The 17985-nt window shown below is 46.8% G+C and carries 12 protein-coding genes; 9 read left to right on the top strand and 3 right to left on the bottom strand.

The window, feature by feature from the left end; genetic code table 11:
- Nucleotides 1-165: 165 nt before the first annotated feature.
- Nucleotides 166-1587: a 3-isopropylmalate dehydratase large subunit gene (gene leuC / locus AC6CIF_RS23060; protein ID WP_264928807.1), complete on the top strand. Its 1422-nt coding sequence runs from the start codon at nt 166-168 to the stop codon at nt 1585-1587.
- Nucleotides 1588-1618: 31 nt separating this feature from the next.
- Nucleotides 1619-2221 (top strand): 3-isopropylmalate dehydratase small subunit, encoded by a 603-nt coding sequence (leuD, locus tag AC6CIF_RS23055; protein WP_036607574.1) that lies wholly within the window; start codon nt 1619-1621, stop codon nt 2219-2221.
- Between the two features lie 198 nt (nt 2222-2419).
- On the opposite strand, the gene AC6CIF_RS23050 is transcribed toward leuD, so the two are convergent.
- Genes AC6CIF_RS23050 through AC6CIF_RS23040 form a run of 3 tightly spaced genes read right to left on the bottom strand, consistent with a single transcriptional unit; the run spans nt 2420 to nt 5700 of the window.
- Nucleotides 2420-3892 (bottom strand): serine hydrolase domain-containing protein, encoded by a 1473-nt coding sequence (locus tag AC6CIF_RS23050; RefSeq protein ID WP_498201695.1) that lies wholly within the window; start codon nt 3890-3892, stop codon nt 2420-2422.
- 51 nt (nt 3893-3943) lie between these two features.
- Complete coding sequence (locus tag AC6CIF_RS23045) at nt 3944-5029, bottom strand: HAMP domain-containing sensor histidine kinase (RefSeq protein ID WP_498201694.1); 1086 nt, start codon at nt 5027-5029, stop codon at nt 3944-3946.
- Entirely contained in the window at nt 5026-5700 is a 675-nt protein-coding gene (locus tag AC6CIF_RS23040; protein ID WP_036607568.1) for a response regulator transcription factor, read from the bottom strand. The genes AC6CIF_RS23045 and AC6CIF_RS23040 overlap by 4 nt, the downstream gene beginning before the upstream one ends.
- A gap of 276 nt (nt 5701-5976) precedes the next feature.
- Between AC6CIF_RS23040 and AC6CIF_RS23035 the strand changes: the two genes are divergently transcribed.
- From AC6CIF_RS23035 to AC6CIF_RS23005, 7 genes are all read left to right on the top strand, one after another.
- The gene (locus AC6CIF_RS23035; protein WP_498201693.1) at nt 5977-7383 is read left to right on the top strand and encodes an N-acetylmuramoyl-L-alanine amidase family protein; all 1407 of its coding nucleotides are present in this window, start codon (nt 5977-5979) and stop codon (nt 7381-7383) included.
- Nucleotides 7384-7641: 258 nt separating this feature from the next.
- Nucleotides 7642-9051, top strand: coding sequence for an N-acetylmuramoyl-L-alanine amidase family protein (locus tag AC6CIF_RS23030; protein WP_498201692.1), 1410 nt, complete (start codon nt 7642-7644; stop codon nt 9049-9051).
- A gap of 35 nt (nt 9052-9086) precedes the next feature.
- Entirely contained in the window at nt 9087-9761 is a 675-nt protein-coding gene (locus AC6CIF_RS23025) for a GerMN domain-containing protein (protein WP_498201691.1), read from the top strand.
- Between the two features lie 72 nt (nt 9762-9833).
- Entirely contained in the window at nt 9834-12572 is a 2739-nt protein-coding gene (locus AC6CIF_RS23020; protein WP_498201690.1) for an S-layer homology domain-containing protein, read from the top strand.
- A gap of 163 nt (nt 12573-12735) precedes the next feature.
- Entirely contained in the window at nt 12736-13431 is a 696-nt protein-coding gene (nth, locus tag AC6CIF_RS23015) for an endonuclease III (protein WP_036607558.1), read from the top strand.
- A 23-nt stretch (nt 13432-13454) separates the two neighbouring features.
- A complete protein-coding gene (locus tag AC6CIF_RS23010; protein WP_017687779.1) occupies nt 13455-13727 on the top strand; it encodes a hypothetical protein in 273 nt (90 codons plus the stop codon).
- A gap of 308 nt (nt 13728-14035) precedes the next feature.
- On the top strand, nt 14036-17722 hold the full coding sequence (locus AC6CIF_RS23005; RefSeq protein WP_498201689.1) for a dynamin family protein: 3687 nt from the start codon (nt 14036-14038) through the stop codon (nt 17720-17722).
- Nucleotides 17723-17985: the final 263 nt, after the last annotated feature.

The raw sequence follows: 17985 nt of genomic DNA, 5'->3' as shown, positions 1-17985 counted from the left end.
GTTTATTTGTCTTTCTCTCATTATAGGTTAAACCTATTACATCTATAGATATTATATCTTGGAACAATGAAGGACAGGGTGATATATTTATGTCATTCAAGAGCTTCACTTTTTAAAGAAAACAGAGGCTCTTCCAAGGACCGAACTTATAATGAGGTGAAAATGATGAGTAAAAAAACGATGTTTGAGAAAATTTGGGAAAATCACGTAATTCATCAAGAAGAAGGCAAACCAAGCATTCTGTATATCGATCTGCATCTGGTGCACGAAGTAACTTCTCCACAGGCATTTGAAGGTCTTCGTCTCAGCGGACGTAAAGTTCGTCGCCCTGAACTGACATTTGCAACAATGGACCACAACGTTCCAACGAAAGACCGTTTCAACATTACAGATCCTATCTCCAAACAACAAATTGATACACTTTCGCAAAACTGCCGTGATTTCGGCGTGAAATTGTATGATCTGGACACGATTGATCAAGGCGTTGTGCACGTTATGGGACCTGAACTGGGTCTGACTCACCCGGGTAAAACGATTGTATGTGGTGACAGTCATACGTCCACACACGGTGCGTTTGGCGCACTGGCATTCGGAATCGGAACAAGTGAAGTTGAGCACGTTATGGCAACTCAATGTTTGCAACAAGCAAAAGCCAAAACGATGGAAGTTCGTTTTGTCGGCAAACGTAACCCGGGTGTAACCGCGAAAGATATGATCCTCGCAGTCATCGCCAAATACGGTACAGACTTTGCAACAGGTTATGTTATTGAGTACACAGGCGAATCCATTCGTGAGTTGAGCATGGAAGAGCGTATGACGGTCTGCAACATGTCCATCGAAGGTGGAGCAAGAGCAGGATTGATCGCTCCGGATGAAACAACATTTGAATATCTGCGTGGACGTGAATACGTACCAGCGGATGCGAAGTTTGATGAAGCTGTAGCAGGTTGGAAACAACTTGTAACAGATGAAGGTGCCGAGTTCGACCATGTTGTTGAAATCGATGTGGAGACATTGATTCCGCAAGTAACTTGGGGAACAAGCCCAGGTATGGGAACCGACATTTCGTCGAAAGTTCCTGTTCCGGCTGAACTGCCTACTGAAAACGAACGTAAAGCGGCTGAAAAAGCGCTTGAATATATGGGACTTGAACCGGGAACACCAATCGCCGAGATTCCAATTGATTATGTATTTATCGGTTCTTGCACCAACGGACGGATCGAAGATCTGCGTGCAGCAGCACAAGTGGCTAAAGGTCACACGGTATCCAGTCAGGTTACAGCAATTGTTGTACCAGGCTCAGGACGTGTTAAAATTCAGGCTGAACAAGAAGGTTTGGATAAAATCTTTACGGAAGCTGGATTTGAATGGCGTGATGCGGGATGCAGTATGTGTCTGGCGATGAACCCGGATGTATTGAAGCCAGGTCAACGTTGTGCTTCGACGTCCAACCGTAACTTTGAAGGACGCCAAGGACGCGGAGGACGTACGCACCTGGTATCTCCGGCAATGGCAGCAGCAGCAGCGGTTAAAGGTCACTTTGTGGACGTACGGGACTGGAATTTCAAAACAGAAGCAGCGATCTAATTTATAACAGACAGAAGGGAGAACGTTTAATATGGAAGAATTCAAAACATTACAAGGCATCGTTGCACCGGTAGACCGGGTCAATGTAGATACAGACGCAATCATTCCAAAACAGTTTCTGAAACGGATTGAACGTACCGGATTTGGACAATTTTTGTTCTATGAATGGCGTTTTGATGAAGAGGGCAACAATAATGCTTCCTTCGAAATGAATAAACCTCGTTATGAAGGGGCATCCATCCTGATCTCACGTGCCAACTTTGGCTGTGGATCTTCCCGTGAGCATGCGCCATGGGCGATTTTGGACTATGGATTCCGTTGTGTCATCGCTCCATCTTATGCAGACATCTTCTATAATAACTGCTTTAAGAACGGAATCTTGCCAATCAAGTTGTCAGAAGAGCAAGTTGAAGACTTGTTCCAACGTACAGCGACACATGAAGGCTATGAGATGAATGTAAATCTGGAAAACAAAACGATTACTGATGCATATGGACTGCATATCGATTTTGATCTGGATGAGCACCGTCGTCAATTCCTGTTGCAAGGATTGGACGATATCGGTCTGACTCTTCAACATGATGATGAAATCGCTGCTTACGAACAACGCCACGCGGCAAAACTGTTCGGTTAATCGTTAAAGTATCGTATAACAGAAAGCTTCTGCCTCGCCAAAGGGACCTGTTCCCATTGGTGAGACAGAAGCTTTTTGTAATTTTAGAAGCTAAATTAGCTTTTTAAGTCAGCTATACATAGAACTCCTGATTTTTCTTAACCGAATACTTCAACAGATACAATAACAGCTGCCTAAATAGAGGACTCTAAAAATCGATTACTGAGGTAACTCCAAAGGGTCGTTTTTTGTATTCTGAAAATAGAAATAGATATAACAAGCCAAATGCACGAAGTTCACAAGTGACCATACCATAAGCCATATGATTGGAGTTGATAGGGTAGTCCAGATGCCAAACCAAGGCAACACACGTCCTCCGCCGATAAATGTAACTAATGGGAACAGAGACAAGAGAATTAGAACCGGGATCAGTCTACCCACCGTGATCATAATCAATTTGCTGATCGTTAGGCGGTGGTTTTTCCGAAGTATGCGAAAATAGCCGTAGATGCCCCATGCAACTGTAGCGATGATCAGCGCAATCATGATCATTTCCATATTCCGACCGTTTACAAACGAGGTTTGGGGTTCCTGCCCCCTCATGATATCCGCTATTCCATCAATAAATGCCGAGTAATTCACATATGCGTTTATACCAGAATTAAACATTACGGCAATGCCCATTTGCTCGTTCAAATAAACCAGTTCTTCTGATTTGTAGGTCCAGAAAATGCCGCTGTGGGAGATCGTTTGGCCGCTAGACGCATCTTGGTTTGCAAGCCAGCCCATGCCGTAAGGACCGATCGCTCCTGCGGCATGATATTGTTTCATCAGCACAGGGGAAACGAGGCGGCCATTATATTGGGAAAGCATCCAAAGGGACATATCCTCTGCGGTTGAAACGATGCCGGCGGGGCCCTCAATGAACCAAAGCGGTTCGGATTGACTTATAGCGCGTCCCAAACTCAGGTAATGTCCTAGCGGGATAGTATTATTCTCATAGAATTGCTGCGTTGTACTGACACTGAAGGTATGATTCATTCCTAGTGGTTCAAAAATATGTTTTTTCAGATAATCCGAAAAGCGCTCTCCGCTAACACTTTCCACGAGGTTCGCCAGCAGCACGTAATTGGGATTATGATAGCTGTAGGCTGTTCCGGGGATATGAGCAAGTTGAACCGTGTTTAATAATTGGTTCGCTTCAGCCAGCGATTGGAATTGCGGAGTCTTTGTCATATCGGGATTTATCTTGTCATTGAGACCACTCGTCTGATTCAGTAAATGACGAACCGTGATATCAAGAACGCGGGGGTCCTGTGGAGAAAGCTCGGGAAAATAGGAAGCATAAGTAGCATCCAAGTTGATCCGACTCTTGTCCACTAGCTGCAGAACAGCCAATGCAGTAAAGGACTTGCTTAGTGAAGCAATGGGAAAAGGGGTGTTGCCCGTAACCTTCTGGCCATCCGCAAATGTCCCGTAGCCTTTTGCGTAAAAGACCTCATCGTTATTGGCAATCGCCAGTGAAGCAGCCTTAATGTGATTGGTCTTCATGCTCCGATTCATATATTCGTCGATCTCCTGCAGAACTTCTGTCCTGTCTCTGGCTTCATTGGCGGATAAGGGGGACGCCCACGCGGTACATAACAACAAACAGCTAATTGTGATATACATTCTTTTTTTCAGTTTTAGCATGATAACACTCCTTGAATTCAAGATAAGGAGATGTTATCAGATCATTTTCAACTATTTATCAACTTGGGTCCCAATACTTGCCGTGACGCTTCCACCTCCGTAAGGACCGTTTGCAATCCGAAGACTACCTTCATGTTTTTCGCAAAACACCTTGCAAACGTAAAGGCCCAGCCCGCGATGTTCGCTCGCATCCCATACTTCGCCTCGGTAAAAAGGGAGTATAGCCTTACTCAGTGCTTCGTCAGAGAAACCAGGACCGTCCTCTGAGACGGTAATCTTCATAATGCCTCCCTGAACGTCATAGTGGACGTTCACTTGACTGGCTGCGTATCTCGCCCCATTAGCCACTATATTCTCAAAAATCTGCATGACGAGATAGGGATCTACATGTACTGAGGCATTATCATATTCCACGGATGAGACGAAACGTATACTGAACTGTTTCGCGATTTGTTCAGCGCTGCCATCCAGCAAAGCCGTCAATGAGATCGTATCCATCGATTGGATGTTCAACGGCACATCCTCCAGCCTCTGAATGGAGTTCATGGCCTCTGCATAACTCTCCAGACGCAAGATGTGAAGGTTCATAGTATGGATCAAGTCCAGCACCTTTTCTTCCGACAACTTCTTCTCGGGAAGATAGGTGGCAAGAAGCTCGGCGTTTCCTTTTAACACGGACAGGGGTGTTCTCAGATCATGGGCAAAAATAGCATTGATCTGCTTGCGCTCTTCAACCGAACGCCAAAGTGTCTTAAGGTTTTTTTCCAATTGTGAGCGCATGTTTTCAAATAGCGTGATCAGCTCGCCCATCTCATCCTGGCTGTCATAGGAAATGCGGAAGTCTAGATCGTTGGCTGAAATGTTCTCGGATGCTCGTTTTAATAGCTCCAGCGGACGTTTTAGCTTCCATCTGTAAAATAGAACGGCCATGGTGACAATACCAGTCGCTACGGTGAGCAGAACCGCCGTGACGAGGGAGGGCATCACCCAATCCGTATCTCCGAAACGCAGCCGCAGGTTCTCCGCCCAAGCAAACTCCATGGTTATAACGGCCAGCACGGCAATGAGTGTGACCACACACAACAGCATAAAAGAGTGCAGTAAGGACAATCGCTTTAAAAACAGGAGTCTAGTCATGAACTTGGCCATTTGTAGCCTACTCCCCAAACGGTCTCGATTTGATTATCACAGCCGTATTCCTTTAATTTGTAACGAATTCGCCGGATATGCTCTGCGATGACGTTACTGTCACCTTGCTCGTCCATGCCCCAAATCTTTTCGTATATGCGTTCCTTTCCAAACACCATATCAGGATGCGTGGACAGCAATTCGACAATATCAAACTCTTTTTTGGGCAGTGAAATTCGCTTATCCAGGTAGTAGAGCTCCCTGGCCGTATAATCAATGACCAATTCATTGTTAAACCTTACCGAAGATTTAGTTTGGATTCGTTGTTCCCTGCGTATATGTGCTTCGACCCTGGCGCCCAACTCGCGAATGCTGAAAGGTTTCAGGATATAGTCATCGCCTCCGGCACGAAATCCTGCTATTTTATCAGCATCTTCGATTCGAGCCGTTAAGAATAAGATCGGGCAAGAGACAAAGTCGCGAATTTTTTCACATAATTGAAGGCCGTTCTGTTCAGGCATGTTGATATCTAACAAAACGAGATCGGGTTGTTTTTCCACTTTCCGCAGCGCTTCACGGCTGTCCTTGGCCGTCATGACGGAATAACCGTTAATTTCAAAATAATCAGTCAGTAGCTTTCGAAGATCTGCTTCATCGTCCACGATCAGTATTTTAGGCATCAAGGCTCAGTCTCCTGTATTCAAGTATTTGAACTCAGCATAGCAAAAATGGATGAGAAATGTAATTTCCATATGATTTCGGGTACTGGACGAATGGAGAAAGTAACCTTTTTGCCACTCAGTTTCCGACTAAATATGACAACGTTGTAACCGGATGATCAGACAATATCTGATAAACTGATTAGTAGATTATGGAAGGTTACATATTGTCATTGATGTTACGCTGCAGAGAATCAGGTCGGATGTTCAAAAGACAAAAAGAATGGTGGATGAGGTATGAAAAAATGGTCGGCAGCAGTCGTTTTTCTTCTGTTCCTATGTTTATTCCCAATCATGGCCCATGCAGACACCACTCCATCGATTGTACTTGACGGTGTAATCATTAACCAGCAGACGGGTGCACCTGCAGAGAATATCGGGAAAACGGTCATGGTTCCAATTCGAATTGTATCCGAGAACCTGGGTTATAAGGTGAAGTGGGAGAAGGAAACTCAGTCAGTCCTGGTTCAAAAAGGAAACAGCATGATTCAAATGACGGCTGGCAAAGATGCAGCAACAGTGAATGGAAATGTGGTGAACCTGGATTCGCCCCCACTAATCAAACAGGGAACTACGCTTGTTCCGTTACGCTTTGTTGGGGAAGGCATGGGTCTGCGTGTTGGCTGGGACAATGGAACCAAGACAGTAAGCCTATTTAGTATTCCTCCCGTAGTTGAAACGGAAGGTGACAGTGACCCCGTCGAGGCACCAGTCCCGGATGGTTTGACAGAACTTCAAGGCATCAGCTTCAGCGGAGATCGCTTAGTTGTAGCAACCAACGGTAATATTAGCCCCAAAGTATCCAGTATTGGTGGGCCAGACCGAATTATTGTTGATCTGCCTTCAGCGACATTTTCTGAGGAATTCATTCAGGGACAAGCCTCTAACCCGGATGGCAGTGGACAGATTCTCGTTACGGATTCATCCATAGTCTCCAAAGTCCGGTATGCCATGTTCAGTAAATCGCCTTCTACCGTGCGTGTCGTTCTGGATCTGAATCAGACGGCTACAGCCAAATGGTCTGTTGGAGACAACAATGTCTTGCTCGTTGACCTGACAGCCACGATTGGAGAACCGACAAGCCAACCGGCAGTACCTACCAATGATGGCAAAACGATTGTGGTCATTGATCCGGGACATGGTGGTCGTCAATCGGGTGCAGTGAGTTTGTCAGGAGCTTATGAGAAGGATTTCAATCTGGCTGTAGGGCTGAAGGTACAGGCAATTCTTCAACAATACCCAAATATTCAAACAGTCATTACACGCCAGGATGATACAGAACTTTCGCTCAAACAGCGTGTGGATATTGCAGAATTGAATCAGGCAGATGTTTTTGTATCCATTCATGGAAACAAATTCACTACACCGGTACCAAACGGCATTGAAACGCTCTACAGTCGTAAAGAAAGCAAGACATTGGCTGATACTCTTCACAAATATGTGTTGCCGGTAACAGGACTTAAGGATCGTGGGGTTAAAACGGCTAGTCTGAATGTGACGCGTGAAACAACCATGCCTGCTGTGTTACTTGAACTTGGTTTTTTAAGTAACCCTACCGATGAAGCAGTTATGCTCACGGAAGAATATCAGGACAAATGTGCACAGGCGATTGTGGACGGAATTGTTGAATTTTTGGGACTGTAAATTGAATTGTGCGCAAATATGAAGGTTAGGGTATTACGTTGTTTGGAGATGTATACTTGATAAATAAGGAAAAAAGAAGACATTAAAATGTAAAAAAAGCTTGATCTGACAACGTTTTTTTTCTGTTATGTTGGAATATATTCGCAACTTTTGAGAGCGAAGGGCGTCTAATAGGTGTCTGGTAATGCCCAAGCGGTCAGTCGGAGTTGGAAAATGACAACATGCGGCAAAAAAATATGAGAATGGTAGGGGTGAAGGATGAAGAAGTTCGGTTTTTTGGTACTGTTATTTGTCTTTGGGCTCGTATTCCCGGGCTATAGTCACGCAGCAACAGACACGAAAATTATCCTAGACGGAAAAGAAATCGTACAGCCATCGGATACAAAAGCGGAAATTATCAACAGCAAGGTGATGGTTCCGATCCGGGTTGTGTCTGAAAATCTTGGGTATAGCGTGGAGTGGAAGCAGCAAACGCAAACAGTGACTATTAGCAAAGACAACACTGCCATGCAGATGATTGTTGGACAGAAGACGGCAACGGTGAACGGCAGTAACGTAAACCTGGATGCCCCGCCACTCGTGAAAAATGGTACTACGCTCGTACCTCTCCGATTTATTGGTGAGGAAATGGGTCTTAAGGTGGGTTGGAACAATACCACGAAGACGGTAACATTAGTTACCCAGAATTCAGGTTCCGGAAACGGGACAACCACACCTCCAAACTATGGCAATGAAGGCGGAGGATCGGATCAGGAAGGTCTTGTACTGGTGAACGGCATCAGCTTCAGCGACAACCGCTTCATGATTGCAACAAGCGGAAGTACGAAGCCGAACGTCTTCACGATGACAGGACCAGATCGAATCGTTATAGACTTGCCGAATACCGCATTTGCTGATTCGTTCAGTGAAGGACAGGCTCTAGACAGCAACCAGAATGGACAACTCGTCGTTAGCGGCTATCCGGATGTGTCGAAGATTCGTTACTCGTTATACAGCAACAGTCCATCTACAATTCGTTTTGTAATCGATCTGTCCAGTTCAAAAGGGTACAGTGTGCAAAATGATTCCGGACTGGTTATGATTAACCTCGACAATCAAAGTGGTACACCTGCTCCTCCAGTTGGTAATAATGGCAAAAAAGTTGTCGTTATCGATGCAGGTCACGGAGATCAGGATCCTGGGGCAATCGGTGTAACTGGTAAACGTGAAAAAGACTTCAATCTGGCAATGGCTCTGAAAGTGGAAGCCTTGTTGAAAAAAGAATCCAAAATTGACGTTGTGTTAACGCGCAGCGATGATACATTTTTGGCATTGAAAGAACGTGTGAAGATTGCACAAGACATAAAAGCGGATATCTTCATCTCCATTCATGCTAACAGTGGCCCTGCTGCTGCGAACGGTGTAGAGACATTCTATACACGCTCCAACAGCAAAGCACTTGCTACAGTGATGCACAAGTATCTTTTACAGTCTTCCGGACTGAAAGATCGTGGAGTGAAAACGGCAAGTCTCCATGTGACCCGTGAAACGACAATGCCAGCAGTTCTGCTGGAAGGTGGATTCCTTAGCAATAAGAGCGACGAAGCAGCCCTGTTCACGGAGAGTTTCCAGAACAGTGTTGCCAAAGGGATTGTTGCAGGAATCAAGGAGTATCTGGGAATTCAATAAGGGACAAGCCCTTATGTTGAGGAGGCGGAGTTAGAATGAACAAGAAAATATGGATTGCAGCCTTGCTGGTAACGGTTATGGCAGTTGCTGCTGGATGTGGAAGCAAGCCAACAGCTGCTCCGAATCAGACGCAAGGCGCAGGAACTGAAACCAATGTGACCGAGGTTGAAGGCGAAACAATTACCGAACCGGTAACTGCTGAGCCTGAAGAGAATACAACGCCTACAGAATCCACGGAGGAAGGCAGCTCAGAGGAAGTGACCACTCCGCCTAGCGGAACGTCTACTGAAACACCAGCAACTTCGGAAAGTAATGAAAAGAAAACGATCACTGTATTCTATACGGATGAAGAAGAACTGGAGTTGCACAAAGCTTCGGCTGAGATTTCATACGCATCAGATGATGCCAAATATAAAGCTGCCTTTGAATCACTGCAACAGAGCAAAGACGCTAAACTTGTTCCACTGTGGTCTAAAGAAATTGAATTGAAGTCTGTTCAGTTCAAGGATGGAGCTCTTACGCTGGATATTCATATGCCAGATACGGCACGTCTTGGAGCAGGTGGAGAGTCTTATGCGCTGGATGCTCTAAAACAAACGTTCTTCCAGTTTGATGAAGTAAAATCACTTGATTTACTGGTGGATGGTCAGCAGACGGAGAGTCTGATGGGCCATGTGGATCTTGAACATCCAATGACAAGATCCGAATAGGCTGTACAGCATACTGTTGTACCGTGAATCCACGGAATATGGGTCGTTTTACATGAGAGAGGGGAATCATAGGTGACTTTTAAATATAACAATCCATCACACTCTAAAAAAGTAGTATCAGCCGTGCTTGCAGGCATGATGGCCCTTAGCGCCGGCGGAGCTGCCATGGCAGCAGAATCAACAGAAATGGGGCAGGGTCAGACTGCTGCAATAACAAATACGGCTGCACCAACTGGTTTGTTCAGTGACATCAAGGTCGGATACTGGGCTGAAAAACATGTCTACAAACTGGCATATCAAGGTATTCTTCTCGGTAACAACGGCCTGTTCCGTCCAGGAGATGCGGTAACACAGCAAGAAGCTGTAACGATGGCAATCCGTTTTATGAATCAAGAGGGCCAGTTGAATACCGACACGGCTGCGGCATTACCGACAAACATGGAAGTGGGAAATTATTTCAAGCCATATGTCGCGCTGGCACTTCAACTGGGACTGATTGACAAAACGGAAGAATCAACGGTGGATGTATCCAAGACCTCCTGGGGTCAAAAGCCGGCTTCACGGGAATGGATTACGAAATTGTTAATCCGTTCATTGGACAAGGATGCTGAAGCGAAGGCACAAAATAATCAATCTACCGGATTTGCTGATAATGCAAGTATCTCCGAAAGTGGTAAAGGTTATGTCAATCTGGCTGTTAGCCTGGATCTGGCCAAAGGTGTGGAAGGCAACAAATTCAATCCAACCGGTTCCGTAACCCGTGCTCAACTGGCTACCTTCTTCAGTCGTGGTGAATCGTTAACGGATACAACGTACCCGAACACATCCACGGGTTATGTGACAGGATTGAAAGATGGGCAGATCACGCTGGTTGTGGACGGCAAAGCCGTTAACTTCGCAGTGAACAGCAGTACACCTTACTTTACGAAAGACAGTGAAACTCGTGCTTCTGCCACAGATGTGAAACTATATACGAAAGTAATGGTTGTAGGTTCGGCAGCTGGGGCTTCCTATGTGGAAGTTGTGGATGCTACACCGCAGGTGGAAAGTGTTGAAGGTACATTTGCACGTTCATTGTCTGGTAATAAGATTGGTATCTTTGTGGGCGAGAATTACGAAACGTACAGTTATGACGAGGCAACTGCATTCATCGATCAGAATGGTAATGCAATCAAACTGTCCGATATTACGGCAGATAGCATCATCGAAGTACAGCGTGAGACGTTCTCGGCTGACAAAAAAACAGTTGCTATTCGTGTGAAATCCGGCATTGTTAACAAGAGTGACAATGGCGTAATCGCTGAAGTGTCTACTTCTGGCAAAACGATCAAACTTGTCAATGCAGCGGGTGCTACAGAACAGTTTGCCTACAATGACAATCTGCTTATCACATATCAAAACCGTATCATGTCAGTGGCTGATCTTAAAGCCGGCAGTGCTGTGAAATACACCGTAAAGGACAGTGTTCTGCAAACTATCACATTGTCTCAAGGTGTGGAGCAATCTGTGCGCGGAACATTGGTTGAGATCGGTGGCAACCAGTCCACGTTAACGTTCAAACGTGAAGGGGGTTCCCTTGAGGCGAAACTGCTGACTGAAAAGCCAGAAGTCATTATCAATGGTATTCAGGATGCAACGCTGAATGATCTCATCACAGATGCAACGAACGGGGATCAGGTGGAGTTGACGTTGAACTCTGACGACCAGGTAACGCGTATTCAGGTGATTGGACGTCAAATGGAACCTATGAACGGAGTAACGGTTGTGTCTTACAACAGCAAAACAAAGGTACTTACCGTGTTGGACAACAACAAAAAACCGTTTGTATTTACATTGGACGAAAAAACCAAACTGGACTACAATACGACCAAACCTACACTGGCTGGTCTGGAGTCATTCTTAAATGATGGCCGCAAATTGGATCTGACCTATGTGGGAACACGTGCATTGTCCATTAAAGTGATTTACAAGTATGAAGGTACAATCAGCAACATTGATACTTCTGGCAAGAAAATCAGTGTCTTGTCTGGTAATCAGACGATTACAGTGCCTTATACTACCGCACCTACGGTTGAGATCTATAACAAATCGGGCGCAAGTCTGGGAGATTTGAAGATTGGTGACAAAGTGACCGTAACGCTTGGAGCAAATCAGGATGTTGTGCAGAAGGTTGCACTGAACACTGTGGCTCAATTCGAAGTGGTTGCCTTGGAAGCAAATAGTCGTATTCGAGTAAAATCCGATCTGTTGACAAGTCAGTTCTACGTGGATCAAGCCGTATTGACAGGAGAGAGTGGTCAGACGATCACGCCTTCACAACTGACAGCAGGCAACCTGATTAATGTAACGTTTGAAGGAGCTACGCCAAAAGCGGTTCAAGTCGTGAAGCGTACGCTGGCTGAAGTTACAGCGGTGGATGCTTCATCTGTAACGCTCAAACAGTTTAACGGCCAGACTGAAACCGTGCCTGTTAGCGGTTCTGTTAAAGTCGTAAAATCTGGCTCCACATTAACTTCACTGACGAGTCTTACGGTCGGAGATCGTGTTGAAATGACAAAAGATACGGATAATTCAACACGCTTCAGAGTGCTGACTGTCATGAGTAAACAATTCTGGTCTTATGATGGTGTAGGTAACCAGATTTTGGTTAAACGGGAAACAACAACAGACACGAACTATCGTTTTGCACTCGGATCAAGTGTATTTGTTCACCAGGGTGACAATACTTTAAGCGTGCAATCTCTCAGAGATAATGATAATATTGTATTGTATCTCCTGAACAATGTTATTTTGGAGATTCAAAAACAGTAATCGTTTCTTTTCGAGGATCAAAAGAATGACCGTCTTGATACGGGATCTTTCCCGCATCAAGACGTTTTTTTTGCAAGCTTTTTGAGATCCCCGCAAAGTACTTGGATGAAGCTTCGAAGTAAGGCTCCGCAGAGTGGGGTCATTTTGTGGGAGGTAGCTCTTCATGAATGCAGCGACGGTTAGACATATACTCGAAACTATGGAAGCAATGTTTCCTGATGCACATTGCGAATTAAATCACAGCAATGCATTTGAATTGACGGTAGCTGTCCTTTTGTCTGCCCAGTGCACGGATGAAACGGTGAACAAGGTAACCGCAGATTTGTTCCAGAAGTACAGAAGCCCAGCAGATTATCTGGCGGTTCCTCTCGAAGAGTTGGAACAGGATATTCGGCGAATCGGTTTGTACCGGAACAAGGCCAAGCATATTCAGAACATGTGCCGAATTTTAATAGAGCAGTATGGCGGTGATGTACCGCAGGAACATGATCAGCTTGTGACGCTACCAGGTGTCGGGCGGAAAACCGCGAATGTAGTTGTTTCCAATGCGTTTGGAGTACCGGCAATTGCGGTAGATACTCATGTTGAACGTGTATCCAAGCGGCTGGCGCTTGCAGGTTGGGATGACTCCGTACTTGAAGTCGAAAAGAAACTAATGAAGCGCGTACCCCGGGACGAGTGGACTTTAACTCACCACCGGTTTATATTTTTTGGACGCTACCATTGCAAGGCACAGAACCCTGCGTGTCATATCTGTCCATTGCTGGACATATGCAGGGAAGGGAAAAAACGTATGAAAACGTCCCAAATCAGGAAAGATAAGGAACGTGTCACCACCCGAAAACGAAAAATAAATTAATGAGCAGAAAAGGATGAATAATCATGAAATGCATTTCCGTGTACACTGACAATTTTGAGGCCTTCTCCGATATTTTTGAACAAATCGTTGAACAGGAAATGGCTGAAAATGAAGAAAAAGAAGTAGAAGGCATCACAGTAAGCCACTCTGGCGACGTGCCTGAACATTATCTGGAGCGTATGTCCGTTAAACCAGAAGTTGTTGTTATGAGAGACAAAGGCAGAGACATTACAATTCTGCAACATGGACAAGTATTTGAAATCTTGCTGCCTTCCATGGAGAACGCAGTTTCATAAGAAGTGATTACACTATTGTTTCTGTTGTATTAATGTCATGAGGATCGTTGTGGTTACGGTGATCGCATCGCATTCATGCAACAGACACTTGGCGTAAGCATTTGCTAAATACCGAGTATAAAACGTATTACAGATAAAACCGACTTGTTCGGTTTTATTTTTTTTAGATTGTGGAACTTATACGTTCTTTTATGTATATTCAATTCCAACCGTTCAAATTCAAACTTGATAATGTTAAAATAAATGTTGTAAAAGAGATAGACGTCGAAACGGATGTCAAATTAGAGGAGCCAGGGGGAAGGCCAGTCATGTCCAGAACAGATTACCCAAAAGAAATGGCCAAACCTCTGCTTCCGCTGCGTGAAGCGATGGAGCAGACAGGGGACCATACGGCTGTACAGGCTATAACGGATTTAATCAGCAAGGCGGAAATGAAACATCTGACGATTGCGTTCTGTGGTCATTTCTCTGCAGGCAAATCGAGTCTCATCAACAGTTTATGCGGTAAACGGGTCCTGCCTTCAAGTCCCGTGCCAACAAGTGCAAATGTGGTATCCATACGTAATGGTAAGCCAAGAGCGCTTATTTATACTACGCCAAACGTAAGCGCTGACAATGGAGCAGGAACACTTGAAGTTTCTCCAGAGGAATTGGAGGCGTATTGCAAAAATGGTGGAGCTTACAGCTCAATTGAGGTATGGGATGATATTCCTCTGCTGAAAGATGATGCTGTCCTGCTGGATACACCAGGTGTGGATTCAACAGATCGCGGACATAGTCTCGCAACCCATTCAGCGCTCCATCTGGCGGATGTGGTGTTCTATGTCATGGACTATAATCATGTCCAGTCCGAGACAAACCTTTCATTTGCCAAGAGTCTGTCGGATTGGGGCAAACCGTTGTTTTTGATCGTGAACCAGATCGACAAGCATCGGGAGCGTGAGCTCTCTTTTGACCAATATACCGAAGGTGTCGAAGCTATATTTGCGGCCTGGGAAGTCAGATATGACGGACTGTTGTTTACTTCCCTCCGCGACAAGCAGCATCGCTACAACCAGTGGGATGTGCTTCCGGAACTCATTGGACACATGATGCAAGAGAAGGAAGCGTTAATTACGCACAGTTTGGCAAGTTCGGCCAGTCATGTAACGGAGCAACATCTGACGAGAGAAGCGGAGAAACGTGAAGACGAAGAGAATTCCCTGCTGGATGAGATTGGTGGCAAGGAAGGAATTGAACGTTTGGAACGAGAGTTGGAGCTTCTTGATCAACAAGCAGCAGACATTCGTACCGGGCCTTCGCGAGTGCGTGAGAAGTTCCGGGCGGAGCTTGAACCTCTTCTGGCGAATGCAAATATTACTCCTGCGGATATTCGTGCGTCTGCTGCTGCCTATTTGGAGAGCCGCAAACCAGGTTTCAGGGTAGGTTTATTGTTCTCAGGTGGCAAAACCGAGCAGGAGAAACAACGCCGTGCTTCTGAGCTGGTAAGTTTGTTACAGGATCAGGCTTCCGGGCAAGTTGAGGTACATATTCGTACGATGCTTAGACAGCTGGGTGAATCCCATCAGCTATGGGGAGCAGAGTGGGAGCAGGCGCTTAATACGGAGCTGCCTGCTGTAGATGAAGCACTATTGGAGATGAAACGCAGTGCCAGTGCAGAGGTATCTCCAGAGTATGTGATTCAGTTCAGTAAAGATGTGCGGGGCGAGATTGAGGCCCGCTATCGCAGGTCGGCCATGATGCTGGCCGACCGCATGCTGGAGGCGCTGGCAGCGCAAGGCGAAGCCGCGCTCCAGGCGCTGGACGCCAGCCGCGCAGCGCTGCTGGCGCAATCCGCGGCGGCGGCGCGCTATACAGCGCTCCAGCGCAGCGCCGCCGCAGAGGCAGCAGGGCTGCGCAGCCTGCTGCCCGATGCGGGCCACCTCCCCTCCGGGCTATTGCCGGAGGTGAAGGGCCCGCACGTGCCCGCGGTGCCAGAACCGGGCGAAGCTCCCGGTTCGCATGCGGGCACGTCAACGTCTGTGGCTGCGCAGCCACAGACGCCTGAGGCACCGCCAGCGCAGCGCACATCCGCAGCGGCGGTGCCTGGGCCATCGTCGGCGGCTGGCGCTGAACGCCGCCGACGCCTGGACGCAGCAGCGGCACGACTCGAAGCCGCTGCTGCGCTGGTGGAGCCGTACCCCGCCATGGGGTCGGCGGTACGGGATCTGCGTGCACGCGCGGCTTCGCTTGCGGGTGGCACGTTCACTTTGGCGCTGTTCGGAGCATTCAGCGCCGGCAAATCCTCCTTCGCCAACGCGTTGCTGGGCGAAGCTGTACTACCGGTCTCGCCGCATCCAACGACAGCGGCGATTAACCGAATCATGGCTCCTGCCGGTGGCGCGGAGCATGGAACAGCCCGGGTCCGCATGAAGACCCGGGACGCCTTCCAGGAAGACCTCGCCTATTCCTTCCGATTGCTCGGACTCGGTGAGCCTGGAGCGGAGTGGCAGAAGCGAGTACGCTCCCTCTCACCACAGGATGTACACCCCGCTGGGCGCCCGCATTACAGCTTTTTGCAGGCCGCAGCAGCCGGCTGGGAAGAAACAGCGGACCAGTTAGGTCAGGATGTGCTGGTGGATCTGGACGGTTATCGTAACTTTGTCGCAAACGAGAAAAAGTCCTGTTTTGTAGACAGTATCGATCTCTACTACAGTTGCGATGTGACTGAACAAGGCATTGTATTGGTAGACACACCAGGAGCAGACTCCGTGAATGCTCGTCATACGGGTGTAACCTTCAATTATATGAAGAATGCGGATGCACTCATTTTTGTAACGTATTACAACCATGCTTTCTCCCAAGGAGATCGCCAGTTCCTGAATCAGTTGGGACGTGTTAAAGATAGTTCTGCCATGGATCAGATGTTCTTTGTTGTGAATGCCAGTGACTTGTCTTCCTCTGAGGAAGAACTGGAGCAGGTTCTCGATCATGTGAGCACCCAACTGCGCAGTAATGGAATTCGGGCACCACGACTCTTCCCGGTATCCAGTATACTGGCGATGGAAGGCAAGATGGCAGGGGATTCGAAGCTACTTGAGCAATCCGGTTTTATCCGTTTTGAGGAAGAGTTCAACCAATTTGCAGGCAGAGAATTAGCCGATCTTGCTGTAGGTGGAGCTTCCGAAGAGATGGCACGTGTCATTCAGCGGTTGAAGAAGCGTGCCGAGGATGCAGCTCAGGGTGAGGAAGTATTGCAGCAGCGGCGGGATGAACTGGAGACGATCCAGGGACAGTCACGCCAGCGCATACAGCGACTTGCAGAGCGATCCATGAAGGAAGAACTGTCACAGGAAACAGCAGAATTACTCTTCCATGTGCGGCAGCGGCTTGCCTATCGCCTTGGTCTATTCATGGCAGAAGCATTCCATCCATCCGTACTTAGGGAGGATCGAGGCAATCTGAAGATGGCTTTTGCAGCCTGTGGACGTGAACTGTTACGCATGATTGCCATTGAACTGGAGCAGGAACTGCTTGCTACCACCCTCAGACTTGAACAGGCAGGTCAGACCTGGCTGATGAAGCAAGTTACGGATTGTATAGACGAGGTGAGACAGTTATCTGGAGGCGTGGATGTGTCACTGCCACTGAACGAACGCTGGAGTACACCTGTGCTTGAAGAAGTTCGTCTGGAAGAACCGTCCGGATGGAAAAACTATTTGAATTATTTCCGCAATCCGAAACAGTTCTTCGAAGGGGATGGACGTCAGCGGTTACAGGAGGCACTTGATCCTGTCCTCAAACAGATGATCATTGAAGTTCTCCCTGCTGCACAAGACAAGCTGATTCAGTTTTATGACAACCAGCTTCTTCAATCTTTGCAACACCAATCTCGTCAGTTGGAAGAACGTCTGGACGAGGCGGTAAGTGGAATTCAAGATACACTGGAGAGCGGAATTCCGGCGGAGCAATGGACCAGCTTGTCTAACCAACTGGAACAGATTGAACGCAGTTAAAATCACGGCATAACGCGTATTCTCTGGAAGTCTTTGTAAAACAAAATGAATGATACAGCAACACATTGAAAATGTTGCGAAAATCAACCCAAAAAGGCCCCTGCCGAAAAGGCATATAGGGAGCCTTTTTTTGGTACGAACAACCTGAAATAAAGAGAATATTCAAACATTTGATTGAAAGGTGGGTATTTACCTTCGTTAATGCGTCAATAAGCTGAAAGCAGGCAGAATATGGTCTGTTATTCGCTTTGCCGCGAATGGGG

It is taken from the genome of Paenibacillus sp. GQ49, assembly GCF_059759055.1.
This window is presented reverse-complemented; position numbering and strand designations above follow the sequence as displayed.

Coding starts and splice junctions, on each gene's coding strand:
- AC6CIF_RS23040 (WP_036607568.1), bottom strand. CDS start 5,700: ATGCCTAAAATACTGATCGTGGACGATGAAGCAGATCTTCGAAAGCTA.
- leuD (WP_036607574.1), top strand. CDS start 1,619: ATGGAAGAATTCAAAACATTACAAGGCATCGTTGCACCGGTAGACCGG.
- AC6CIF_RS23045 (WP_498201694.1), bottom strand. CDS start 5,029: ATGACTAGACTCCTGTTTTTAAAGCGATTGTCCTTACTGCACTCTTTT.
- AC6CIF_RS23025 (WP_498201691.1), top strand. CDS start 9,087: ATGAACAAGAAAATATGGATTGCAGCCTTGCTGGTAACGGTTATGGCA.
- AC6CIF_RS23010 (WP_017687779.1), top strand. CDS start 13,455: ATGAAATGCATTTCCGTGTACACTGACAATTTTGAGGCCTTCTCCGAT.
- leuC (WP_264928807.1), top strand. CDS start 166: ATGAGTAAAAAAACGATGTTTGAGAAAATTTGGGAAAATCACGTAATT.
- AC6CIF_RS23035 (WP_498201693.1), top strand. CDS start 5,977: ATGAAAAAATGGTCGGCAGCAGTCGTTTTTCTTCTGTTCCTATGTTTA.
- AC6CIF_RS23030 (WP_498201692.1), top strand. CDS start 7,642: ATGAAGAAGTTCGGTTTTTTGGTACTGTTATTTGTCTTTGGGCTCGTA.
- AC6CIF_RS23005 (WP_498201689.1), top strand. CDS start 14,036: ATGTCCAGAACAGATTACCCAAAAGAAATGGCCAAACCTCTGCTTCCG.
- nth (WP_036607558.1), top strand. CDS start 12,736: ATGAATGCAGCGACGGTTAGACATATACTCGAAACTATGGAAGCAATG.
- AC6CIF_RS23050 (WP_498201695.1), bottom strand. CDS start 3,892: ATGCTAAAACTGAAAAAAAGAATGTATATCACAATTAGCTGTTTGTTG.